We start from the raw sequence: 12,443 nt of genomic DNA, 5'->3' as shown, positions 1-12,443 counted from the left end.
ATACTTTCCGTTATAATGGAGGATAAAGTGAAGAAGTTGATTAAAAAGGAGATTATACATATGCATGAGCAAATTTTAGGAGCAATTAAAGAGTTTGATACAATTATTATTCATCGCCACGTGCGTCCGGATCCAGATGCGTTAGGTTCACAGGGTGGTCTTGGTACAATTCTACAAGAATCGTTTCCAGAGAAAAATATTTATACGGTTGGGTACAATGAGCCGTCACTAGCATACTTACGAGTAATGGATGATATTGAAGATAGTGTATACGAAAATGCGCTTGTTATTGTTTGTGATACTGCGAATCAAGAACGTGTTGACGATCAACGCTATACAAAAGGGAAGATGTTAATTAAAATTGATCATCATCCAAATGAAGATCCATATGGAGATATTACGTGGGTAGATACGACAGCGAGTTCTACAAGTGAAATGATTTATGAGTTTTATAACTATGGAAAAGATAAAGGATTAAAAATAACAAAAGAAGCAGCCCGCCTTATTTTAGCAGGAATTGTTGGAGATACAGGTCGTTTCTTATTCCCGAATACGACAGCAAAAACACTTCGTTACGTAAGTGAGCTTGTTGACATGGGTGTGAAATTCACAGATTTATACAATGAGATGTATAAGACAAAAGAAAAAATTGCTCGTTTAAACGGTTATATTTTACAAAACTTTACGATGGTAGAAGAAGGAGTAGCTTACATTAAATTAACGAAAGAAGTATTAGAAGAGTTTGATGTACTTCCTTCTGAAGCATCTGGTGTTGTTGGAGCGCTTGGCAATATTGATGGATTAAAGGCGTGGGTTCTATTTTTAGAGGAAGACGACGTAATTCGTGTTCGTCTTCGTTCAAAAGGACCAGTTATAAACAAATTAGCAATGCAATATAACGGCGGGGGGCATCCGATGGCTTCTGGTGCGAAGGCATCTTCTTGGGAAGAAGCGGATCGTCTTTTTGCTGATTTACGTGAGATTTGTAAATAAGAGACTATATGTTAGAACGAAAAGAAGGAGCGGCGCTAAAGCCCTCCTTCTTTATTTTTCTTTCTCTATAGTAATGCTAATTTCAAGCACTGTATCAAAAGATATTGTATCGACTTTAAAACGGTATAGCCGATCGTAATGTTTGTACGTTTTATTTTCGATTACCTTTTTAAGTAGGTCTTTATTTTTTGCGATACTTTGAATGTTTTTGGTTAAAAGATGTTGGAGGTCATTATGGATAGATGTAGTCATATTTTCGAGTGTGAGATTGTCTAAATCGTATTTTTCTCGATTGATAAGTTTTATTTTAATCTCTTGAATGGTTAAGAGCCGTTTATTTTCAGTGTTCAATTTTTCTTGATCTTCGAGAAGGACGTGGAGCTTTGCTTCTTGTTTTTCTATAATTTCTCTTTGTTCTGCTATTTTACTAGCTTGTTCTTCTTGAAAAACACCGTATATGTACAAAAAAATAAACCAGCTCAACACGCCTCCAACAGCAGCCCCAGCTAATACTAAGTACCATCTTTTTGCTGTATTGGCACTTGGTACTCTCATACATGTTCCTGCGTTAGCCATTTAATAATAATGAGACCTGTTTGCATACCACCAGTTGCGAAAAAAATAAGGAGAATTTGCTTTACGATATCTTTCATATCTCCGCCAAAGAAACTTCTTTCAAAGCTATAAAAGGTATCGAATGTTCCGCCGATTGCTGCAACGAGTGCCCAAATTCTTAAATTTTGGGCGAATTGATTAATGTAAGTTAGAGCTGGTTTTCCGATAAGAAACGCACCAAATCCACCAATTAATGAACCGCCAAGTATAACCCCAAAGGCAATAAAATAACTAATAATAAGCAGAGAGAAAAAAGTATGTTCTCTTACATCCATCGTCATTCCCCTTTCTTCTTCATATATATGGACAAAGTATAAGAAGTATGTTTTGATTTCCGCTTTCCTCATCACCTATAATAAAAGTAGTCAAATAGGTAAAGAGAGGGTACAACAGTGAAGTTTGTGCATTTACAATGTCAAACCGTTTTTAGTTTATTAAAAAGTGCTTGTAAAATTGATGAGCTTGTAGTCAGGGCGAAAGAACTCGGTTTTTCATCGCTGGCTATTACGGATGAAAATGTTATGTATGGCGTTATTCCGTTTTATAAAGCATGTAAGAAACATGGTATACAGCCCGTTATTGGATTAACCGCTTCTATTTTTAGTGAAGAAGAAGAAAGGTCTTATCCGCTTGTATTACTTGCTGAGAATGAAATAGGCTACCAAAATTTATTAAAGATTTCTAGCAGTATTATGACAAAGTCCAAAGAAGGTATTCCTAAGAAGTGGCTTGCGCATTATGCGAAAGGATTAATTGCAATTTCACCAGGTAAAGATGGCGAAATTGAGCAATTATTACTAGAAGACAATGAGAGTCAGGCTGAAGAAGTAGCTCGCACGTATCAAAATATGTTTGGCCATTTTTATATGAGTTTGCAGCATCATGCGATTCAAGATGAGTTGCTTTTACAAGAGAAACTACCTGAATTTATTAGTAGGGTTAATATTCCAGTCGTTGCAACAAACGATGTGCGCTATATCAATCAAAGTGACGCGCTTGTTCACGAATGTTTACTATCTGTTGAAAGTGGAACGAAAATGACTGATCCAGATAGGCCGAGGCTGAAAACAGATCAGTATTATTTAAAGTCATCGGATGAAATGGAAGCACTATTTTCCCATGCGCCGGAAGCAATCCAAAATACAATAAAAATTGCAGAGCGTTGCCAAGTAGAAATACCGTTCCATGTAAATCAACTTCCGAAGTTTCCTGTTCCGTCTAATGAAACGAGTGATATATACTTGCGTCGTGTTTGTGAAGAAGGTTTGCGGAAACGATATGGTGAACCGAAAGAAGTGCATATAAAGCGTTTGGATCATGAATTAAATGTTATTTCTCGTATGGGATTTAGTGATTATTTCCTCATCGTATGGGATTTTATGAAGTATGCACATGAAAATCATATTCTAACAGGACCAGGTCGTGGATCGGCAGCTGGTTCACTCGTTTCATACGTATTAGAAATTACAGATATTGATCCAATTGAATACGATCTATTATTTGAAAGGTTTTTAAATCCTGAACGTGTGACGCTTCCCGATATTGATATTGATTTTCCAGACGTAAGACGTGATGAGATGATTCGCTATGTGAAAGATAAATACGGTCAGCTCCGTGTTGCGCAAATTGTAACGTTTGGTACGCTTGCAGCAAAAGCGGCAATTAGAGACATTGCCCGCGTAATGGGGCTTCCGCCGCGAGATATTGATATATTTTCAAAACTTATTCCATCAAAGCTTGGTATAACGTTAAAAGATGCATATGAAGAATCACAATCACTTCGTGAGTTTATACAAGGGAATCTTCTGCATGAGCGTGTATTTGAAATCGCAAAACGTGTAGAAGGTTTACCACGTCATACGTCTATTCATGCGGCTGGTGTTATTATGAGTCAAGAACCGCTAACAGGAAGTGTAGCAATTCAAGAAGGACATAACGATGTTTATGTTACGCAATATCCAGCCGATGCGCTAGAAGAACTTGGTTTGCTTAAGATGGACTTTTTAGGATTACGTAATTTAACGTTACTTGAAAATATTATAAAATTTATCGCGAACAAAACAGGGAAAGAAATCGATATAAGAAACTTACCTCTTCAAGATGAAAAGACGTTCCAATTATTAGGGAGAGGGGATACAACAGGTGTATTCCAGCTTGAGTCGGGTGGTATGCGAAATGTACTTCGCGGGTTAAAACCGAATGAGTTTGAAGATATCGTAGCTGTTAACTCGTTATACAGACCAGGACCGATGGAACAGATACCGACTTTTATTGAATCGAAACATGGAAAAAGAAAAATTGAATATTTACATCCGGATTTAAAGCCAATTTTAGAAAGAACATACGGCGTCATTGTATACCAAGAACAAATTATGCAAATTGCATCGAAGTTAGCTGGTTTTTCGCTCGGAGAAGCAGATTTACTGCGCCGTGCGGTGAGTAAAAAAAATCGTGATATTTTAGATCAGGAACGTAAGCATTTCGTCCAAGGATGTTTGCGAAATGGTTATGATGAGACATCTGCAGAGAAAATTTATGATTTAATTGTAAGATTTGCGAATTACGGTTTTAACCGAAGTCACGCTGTAGCTTACAGTATGATCGGATATCAGCTTGCCTATTTGAAAGCGAATTATACGCTGGAATTTATGACGGCATTATTATCAAGCGCAATTGGAAATGAAGATAAGATTGTACAGTATATACGAGAAACGAAGCGGAAAGGTTTTCACGTTTTGCCACCGTCTCTTCAGAGGAGTGGCTACAACTTCCAAATAGAAGGGAATGCGATACGTTACAGTTTACTTTCGATCCGAAATATTGGAATGGCTACAGTGACGGCATTATTAGAAGAACGAGAGAAAAAAATGTTCGAAGATTTATTTGAATTTTGTCTTCGTATGCCGTCAAAGTTCGTAACGGAGCGTAATTTAGAAGCTTTCGTCTGGTCGGGATGTTTTGACGATTTTGGTGTTTCGAGAACGAATTTATGGAAAAGTATTAAAGGGGCGTTAGAGTACGCGAATCTCGCACGTGATTTAGGAGATGCTGTTCCAAAATCAAAATATGTACAAGGAGAAGAGTTATCTTTTATTGAACAACTAAATAAAGAGAAGGAAGCGCTTGGCTTTTATTTATCAAGTTATCCGACAGCGCAATATGTGAAGTTAGCAAAAGAATTAGAAATTCCATCTCTCGCTCAGGCGATGCGACACAAGAAAAAAGTACAAAGAGCTATTGTGTATATAACAAGTGTGAGAGTGATTCGTACGAAAAAGTTTCAAAAGATGGCATTTATTACATTCTGTGATCAAAATGATGAAATGGAAGCGGTCCTCTTCCCGGAAACGTATATACATTTCTCGGATAAGTTGCAAGAAGGAGCAATTGTTTTAGTTGACGGTACGATTGAGCTAAGAAATCATAAGCTGCAATGGATTGTAAATGGACTATATCCGCTAGAGGAAATGGATGTTTATGAAGAAAAGAAAGACGCATCTGTTTACGTGAAATTGCCGTCTCAGTATGAGAAAAAGCTTTTAAATCAGGTTACGAAAATATTGTTCGACTATTCAGGTTTTGCGAAAGTACTAATTTATTATGAAAAGGAACATAAAATGGTACAATTATCTCGGAGTTTATCGATTCATCCAAGTGAAGAATGTTTAGGAGCACTTCGTGAAATTGTCGGGGAAGAAAATGTAGTTGTGAAAATATAATGGACAATTTCCCTACACTTCGATTATTATAGTAGTAGTGTTCGTGGTCAGACCACTTGGAGAAATTGATATCAGCAAGAATAATTTGAGGAGAGTGGATAGTTTGTCAACACTTCGTGAAGAAGCACTTCACATGCATAAAGTGCATCAAGGAAAATTAGAAACTGTATCAAAAGTAAAAGTAGAAAATGCAAAAGATTTAAGTCTTGCATATTCTCCAGGGGTTGCAGAACCTTGTAAAGAAATTTATGACGATAAAAGTAAGGTATATGAATATACGATGAAGGGAAATATGGTAGCAGTTGTGACAGATGGAACAGCTGTACTTGGTCTTGGTAACATTGGACCTGAAGCATCTCTTCCAGTAATGGAAGGTAAAGCTGTATTATTCAAGAGCTTTGCTGGTGTAGATGCATTCCCAATTGCCTTAAATACAAACGATGTAGATAAAATTGTTGAAACTGTAAAATTAATGGAGCCAACTTTTGGCGGCGTTAACTTAGAAGATATCGCAGCACCAAACTGCTTCATTATTGAAGAGCGTTTGAAAAAAGAAACAAATATTCCTATCTTCCATGATGATCAACACGGAACAGCTATTGTAACAGTAGCAGGTCTTGTAAATGCACTGAAATTAGTTGGAAAGAAAATGTCTGACATTAAAGTTGTCGCAAATGGCGCAGGTGCAGCAGGTATTGCAATTATTAAACTTTTATATCGCTATGGTGTACGCGACATTATTATGTGTGACCGTAAAGGCGCAATCTATGATGGTCGTCCTACAGGTATGAATCCGGTGAAGGATGAAGTTGCAAAATATACAAATAAGAATCGTATAGAAGGTTCTTTAGCTGATGTTGTACAAGGTGCGGACGTATTCATTGGTGTATCTGCAGAAGGTGCATTAACAGAAGAGATGGTTCGTACAATGAATGACGATGCGATTATTTTTGCAATGGCGAATCCAGTTCCAGAAATTATGCCAGAATTGGCAAAAGCAGCGGGCGCAGCTGTTGTTGGAACAGGTCGTTCTGACTTCCCGAACCAAGTAAATAATGTACTGGCGTTCCCTGGTATTTTCCGCGGTGCACTTGACGTACATGCGACACAAATTAACGAAGAAATGAAGATGGCAGCTGTACAGGCTATTGCTGAGCTTGTAGCAGAAGATGAGTTAAATGCAGACTATATCATTCCGGCACCATTTGACGCGCGTGTAGCGCCTCAAGTAGCGGCTTACGTTGCAAAAGCAGCAATGGAGACAGGAGTAGCTCGCCGTCAAGTAGATCCAAATGAGATCGCTGAAAAAACAAAACAATTAGCGCTGATTGGTAAAGAATAAGCGAGGAATTTCCATTGACATCATCAAATACAAAAGTATATCTCGAAATTGTAAAAAAAATCCGTTCCATTATGGAAGAGGATGGTTTGGTGGCGGGGGATCGTTTGCCGTCTGAGCGTGAGTTAAGTTCACGCTTAAACGTAGGACGTTCCTCTGTAAGAGAAGCATTGCGTGCTTTAGAACTGGTAGGATTGATTGAAACGAGACGTGGTGAAGGGACGTTTATTCGAAACTTTTATGATAACGGTCTTGTACAATTAATTGCTCCGTTCTTATTGCAAGATGAGAAAACAATTCGTGATTTATTACAAACGAAACGATTACTTGAGAAAGATATGATTCGAATTGTATGTAATTTACCGAAAGAAACGTTTTCTAAAGTACTAAGTAGATTACACCAAGTACTTGAAGGAAATGAAAGCTCAGTCCCAACGCTTCATCAAACGTTCTTTAAAACACTTATTGAACAAGTCGATAATTATTTACTATATCGCATTTGGATGATCGTAAATGATTACGTAGCAACTCTTTCTTGTAAAGTTTCAAGAGATTCTATCGATATGTATAGAAAGCTTTATGCTACTTTGGAAGAAAAACAAGAAAATGATGCACTAAAAATTTACGATGAATTAGTAGAGAATATACAGTTTCACTCGTAATGTATAAAATTTGTCGAAATGACCATGACACGTTATGACAAACATTCTACCGCTTAGCGGTTAAAGTTAAACGTAAAGAGTGAGGTTATTAGACAGATTGAGAAGATAAGGCTAACATCAAACTTTGGTGTTAGCCCCATTTTCTTCTTACGCTAACCTTAGCTCTCAACGAAGGGGGTCAAATTGTGCTAAGAGATTTATTCGTGAAAAAGAAAAAGTACGCTGCAATACCTTCAGAACAAGTACGAAAAGATGTACCAGATGGCGTTATGACAAAATGTCCGGAATGTAAAAAAATCATGTATACGAAAGAACTTCTAAAAAATTTAAAAGTATGTGTGAATTGTGGATATCATCATCCTATGAATGCATGGGAACGTCTTGATAGTATATTGGACGAAGGGTCATTCCGTGAGTATGACAAAGAAATGGTTTCATTAAATCCACTCGAGTTTCCAGGTTATGAAGAGAAACTAGAGAGCGATCGTAAGAAGACTGAATTGAACGAAGCGGTTGTAACTGGTGAAGGAACAATTGATGACATGCTTGTTGTTGTTGCAGTAATGGATTCTCGTTTTCGAATGGGGAGCATGGGCTCTGTAGTAGGAGAAAAAATCGCCCGTGCGGTTGAAAAGGCGTACGACTTACAAGTTCCATTTATTATCTTTACTGCTTCGGGTGGTGCCCGTATGCAAGAAGGTATATTAAGTTTAATGCAAATGGCAAAAACAAGCGTAGCTTTGAAAAAGCATAGTAATGCAGGAGGATTATTTATTTCTGTTATGACTCACCCAACGACGGGCGGGGTTTCAGCGAGTTTCGCTTCACTTGGTGATTATAATCTTGCAGAACCAGGTGCACTTATCGGATTTGCTGGTAGACGTGTAATTGAACAAACGGTGCGTGAGAAACTACCAGAAGATTTCCAAACGGCAGAATTCTTACTAGATCATGGTCAATTAGATGCGGTGGTGCATCGTGATGATATGAGAGAATCACTTCGCAAGATTTTAGAAGTTCATCAAGGAGGGGAAATGGCTGTATGGCAGAGCTAGAATTTGAAAAACCAGTTGTTGAGCTAAGAAATAAGATTCGTGAACTGAAAGACTATACGAAAAACAGCCAGATGGACTTCAGTGAGGAGATTCGTATTTTGGAAGAAAAGCTAGAAAATTTAGAGGAAGATATATACGGCAATCTGAAAGTATGGGACCGTGTTCAAATTGCTCGTCATGCAGAACGACCGACAACGCTCGATTATATTGAGCACTTATTTACTGATTTTTTCGAATGTCATGGAGATCGTCTATTTGGCGATGATGCAGCGATTGTCGGCGGCATTGCGAAATATAAAGGGATGCCTGTAACTGTAATTGGGCATCAGCGCGGAAAAGATACGAAAGAAAATATTCGCCGTAACTTTGGAATGCCTCATCCAGAAGGATATCGAAAAGCATTACGTTTAATGAAGCAGGCGGAAAAGTTCAATCGTCCTATTATTTGTTTTATTGATACGAAAGGAGCTTATCCTGGTAAAGCTGCTGAAGAACGTGGTCAAAGTGAAGCTATCGCCCGCAATTTATTTGAAATGGCAGGTTTAACGGTACCTGTTATTTGTATCGTTATCGGCGAAGGTGGTAGTGGTGGTGCGCTAGGCCTTGGAGTTGGAGATTACATTCATATGCTAGAAAATTCCACTTATTCTGTTATTACACCAGAGGGTGCAGCGGCAATTCTTTGGAAAGATGCAGGAAAAGCAAAGGAAGCTGCAGAGGCAATGAAAATTACAGCAGCAGATTTGAAAGAATTAGGTGTGATTGACGAAATTATTCCAGAAGCAAGAGGCGGAGCTCACCGTAATATTTTGAAACAGTCAGAAAATATAGACTTAATGATTCGAAAAACTTTTGAACAATTAAACGGAATTTCGAAAGATGAATTAATCGAAAAACGTTATGAAAAATATATGAAAATTGGGCAAGTTTCGTTTTCAAACGCTTCCATTTGGATAAAATAAGAAAAGCGTGCGTTCCACTTCGCGAATGCACGTTTTTATTATGAAAAGACACATCTTCTCCATTGTATTTTTATATTTTTTCGTGTTATTTTATTATAAGGCAAATAATCTTTATGAGGTGAGTACAAATGAAACGTATTGGTGTATTAACAAGTGGTGGAGATTCACCTGGTATGAATGCTGCCATTCGTGCAGTTGTTCGTAAAGCGATTTTCCATGATATTGAAGTATATGGTATTTACCATGGATACGCTGGATTAATTTCTGGTCACATTGAAAAATTAGAACTTGGTTCTGTTGGCGATATTATCCACCGCGGTGGTACAAAATTATATACAGCAAGATGTCCTGAGTTTAAAGATCCAGAAGTACGACTAAAAGGTATCGAGCAATTAAAGAAACACGGTATCGAAGGACTTGTTGTTATTGGTGGAGATGGTTCTTACCAAGGCGCTAAAAAATTAACTGAACAAGGATTCCCATGTGTTGGTGTACCAGGTACAATCGACAATGATATCCCTGGAACAGACTTCACAATTGGTTTCGATACAGCTTTAAACACTGTTATTGATGCAATTGATAAAATTCGTGACACAGCTACATCTCATGAACGTACATATGTTATCGAAGTAATGGGACGTCACGCTGGTGATATCGCATTATGGGCTGGTTTAGCTGATGGTGCGGAAACGATCTTAATCCCAGAAGAAGAGTATGACATGGATGATGTTATCGCTCGTCTGAAGCGTGGTAGTGAACGTGGTAAAAAACACAGTATTATCGTTGTAGCTGAAGGTGTTGGAAGTGCAATTGACATCGGTAAGCACATTGAAGAAGCAACAAACTTTGATACTCGTGTAACTGTATTAGGTCACGTACAACGTGGTGGATCACCAAGTGCACAAGACCGTGTATTAGCAAGTCGTCTTGGCGCAAGAGCAGTTGAATTATTAATTGCTGGTAAAGGCGGACGTTGTGTAGGTATTCAAGATAACAAACTTGTTGATCATGACATTATCGAAGCGTTAGCTCAAAAGCATACAATCGATAAAGACATGTATCAATTATCTAAAGAATTATCCATCTAATCGGCGTAATGTCAGATATTTGGGAACGGTTTCATAATTTTCGGAGGTGCAATATGCGTAAAACTAAAATTGTATGTACTATAGGTCCTGCTAGTGAAAGTATTGAAAAATTAGAGCAATTAATCGAAGCAGGTATGAACGTTGCTCGTTTAAACTTCTCTCATGGTAGCCATGAAGAGCACGGAGCTCGTATTAAAAACATTCGTGAAGCTTCAAAGAAAACTGGTAAAACAGTTGGTATCTTACTTGATACAAAAGGTCCAGAAATCCGTACTCACGACTTCGTAGACGGACAAGCTGAGCTTGTAACAGGTGCAGAAGTAGTTCTTTCTACTGAGCAAGTATTAGGTACTGCAGAGAAGTTCTCTGTATCTTATGCTGGTCTTTATGACGATGTAGACCCAGGTTCTCGTATTCTAATCGATGACGGTCTTATCGAACTAGAAGTAATCGAAAAAGCTGATGGAAACATCCGTACAAAAGTTCTTAACAGCGGAACTGTAAAAAATAAAAAAGGTGTTAACGTACCAAACGTAAGCATTAAGCTTCCTGGTATCACTGAAAAAGACGTAAAAGATATCATCTTCGGTATCGAGCAAAAAGTTGATTTCATTGCAGCTTCATTCGTACGTAAAGCGTCTGACGTATTAGAAATCCGTGAATTATTAGAAGAGCATAACGCTCAATACATCCAAATCGTACCGAAAATCGAAAACCAAGAAGGTATCGACAACATCGATTCAATCTTAGAAGTTTCTGACGGTTTAATGGTAGCTCGTGGTGACATGGGTGTAGAAATTCCACCAGAAGAAGTACCGTTAGTACAAAAACGTCTAATTAAAAAATGTAACGTGTTAGGTAAACCAGTTATTACTGCAACACAAATGTTAGATTCTATGCAACGTAACCCACGTCCAACTCGTGCGGAAGCAAGTGACGTAGCTAACGCAATCTTCGATGGTACAGATGCAATCATGCTTTCAGGTGAAACAGCTGCTGGACAATACCCAGTAGAAGCAGTAACAATGATGGCTAACATTGCGGTACGTGTTGAAAAATCATTACAATATGAAGATATGTTCAAAAAACGTATTAAAGAGTTCACTCCAACAATTACAGATGCAATTAGCCAATCTGTTGCACATACAGCACTTGCTCTTGATGTAGCTGCAATCGTAGCTCCAACAGAAAGTGGATATACTGCGAAAATGATCTCTAAATACCGTCCAAAATCTCCAATCGTAGCTGTAACATCTGACGAGCAAGTAGGACGTCGTCTTGCGCTTGTTTGGGGTGTACAAGCATTTATGGCTGAGAAGCGCGCAGCTTCAACTGACGAAATGTTAGATACAGCAATTCAAACAGGTATGGATGCAGGCCTAATCGGACTTGGAGATACTGTAGTGATTACTGCTGGTGTTCCAGTTGCTGAAACTGGTACAACAAACTTAATGAAAATCCACGTTGTTGGTGAAGAAATTGCTAAAGGACAAGGAATCGGTCGTAAAGCTGCAAAAGGTAAAGTAGTTGTAGCAAAAACAGCTGCTGAAGCTGTAGCGAACGTAAACGAAGGTGATATCCTTGTTACAACAAGCACTGATAAAGATATGATTCCTGCAATCGAAAAAGCTGCAGCTTTAGTTGTAGAAGAAGGTGGCTTAACAAGCCATGCAGCTGTTGTAGGTGTATCAATCGGTATTCCTGTTATCGTTGGTGTAAACGGCGTAACAGCAACTTTAAAAAATGGCCAAGAAGTAACAGTTGATGCAGCACGCGGAATTGTTTATAATGGACATGCGGAAGTGCTATAAGTAATACGGAGAGAAGGATCGGAGTCCTTCTCTTTTTTTTTTTTTTTTACACAAAAACGAGATAAAATTAGCTTAAAGCGCCTAGAATTGCTTTTAAAAGCTGTTTGTTATGGGTTTTAATATGAAAGGGTATCTATATATCATATGATGTATATAGGCATTGTGAGGGCGTTAAAAGTGAGATGTGAGAGAGGTGTAG

At 38.1% G+C, this 12,443-nt stretch carries 10 protein-coding genes; 8 read left to right on the top strand and 2 right to left on the bottom strand.

The genetic code is table 11. From position 1 onward, the window contains the following. The first annotated feature begins 60 nt into the window (after window positions 1–60). Entirely contained in the window at window positions 61–993 is a 933-nt protein-coding gene (locus ACUN13_RS04405; RefSeq protein WP_000545138.1) for a DHH family phosphoesterase, read from the top strand. Between the two features lie 51 nt (window positions 994–1,044). Here the strand turns inward: ACUN13_RS04405 and ytrI are convergent, their stop codons facing one another. After that, the gene (ytrI, locus tag ACUN13_RS04400; protein ID WP_001265736.1) at window positions 1,045–1,548 is read right to left on the bottom strand and encodes a sporulation membrane protein YtrI; all 504 of its coding nucleotides are present in this window, start codon (window positions 1,546–1,548) and stop codon (window positions 1,045–1,047) included. Continuing rightward, window positions 1,545–1,958 carry a YtrH family sporulation protein gene (locus tag ACUN13_RS04395; RefSeq protein ID WP_002005839.1) on the bottom strand — a complete coding sequence of 138 codons (414 nt, stop codon included), beginning with the start codon at window positions 1,956–1,958 and terminating at the stop codon, window positions 1,545–1,547. Before ACUN13_RS04395 ends, ytrI begins: the two co-directional genes overlap by 4 nt. Window positions 1,959–2,000: 42 nt before the next feature. Here ACUN13_RS04395 and dnaE point away from each other — a divergent pair, with 42 nt between their 5' ends. The 7 genes from dnaE to pyk all read left to right on the top strand — a co-directional run bounded on the left by dnaE (window position 2,001) and on the right by pyk (window position 12,244). Further along, on the top strand, window positions 2,001–5,327 hold the full coding sequence (gene dnaE / locus ACUN13_RS04390) for a DNA polymerase III subunit alpha (RefSeq protein ID WP_000673728.1): 3,327 nt from the start codon (window positions 2,001–2,003) through the stop codon (window positions 5,325–5,327). A gap of 133 nt (window positions 5,328–5,460) precedes the next feature. Further along, complete coding sequence (locus tag ACUN13_RS04385) at window positions 5,461–6,669, top strand: NAD(P)-dependent malic enzyme (protein ID WP_161508111.1); 1,209 nt, start codon at window positions 5,461–5,463, stop codon at window positions 6,667–6,669. A 14-nt stretch (window positions 6,670–6,683) separates the two neighbouring features. Next, entirely contained in the window at window positions 6,684–7,328 is a 645-nt protein-coding gene (locus ACUN13_RS04380) for a FadR/GntR family transcriptional regulator (protein ID WP_000204448.1), read from the top strand. Window positions 7,329–7,513: 185 nt separating this feature from the next. Then, complete coding sequence (gene accD, locus ACUN13_RS04375) at window positions 7,514–8,383, top strand: acetyl-CoA carboxylase, carboxyltransferase subunit beta (RefSeq protein ID WP_000942856.1); 870 nt, start codon at window positions 7,514–7,516, stop codon at window positions 8,381–8,383. Next, the gene (gene accA / locus ACUN13_RS04370) at window positions 8,371–9,345 is read left to right on the top strand and encodes an acetyl-CoA carboxylase carboxyl transferase subunit alpha (protein ID WP_000818804.1); all 975 of its coding nucleotides are present in this window, start codon (window positions 8,371–8,373) and stop codon (window positions 9,343–9,345) included. The genes accD and accA overlap by 13 nt, the downstream gene beginning before the upstream one ends. A gap of 128 nt (window positions 9,346–9,473) precedes the next feature. Continuing rightward, a complete protein-coding gene (gene pfkA, locus ACUN13_RS04365) occupies window positions 9,474–10,433 on the top strand; it encodes a 6-phosphofructokinase (protein ID WP_000821157.1) in 960 nt (319 codons plus the stop codon). A 53-nt stretch (window positions 10,434–10,486) separates the two neighbouring features. After that, on the top strand, window positions 10,487–12,244 hold the full coding sequence (pyk, locus tag ACUN13_RS04360) for a pyruvate kinase (RefSeq protein ID WP_001232673.1): 1,758 nt from the start codon (window positions 10,487–10,489) through the stop codon (window positions 12,242–12,244). Window positions 12,245–12,443 lie beyond the last annotated feature (199 nt).

Source organism: Bacillus cereus group sp. Bce041, from assembly GCF_052646455.1.
This window is presented reverse-complemented; position numbering and strand designations above follow the sequence as displayed.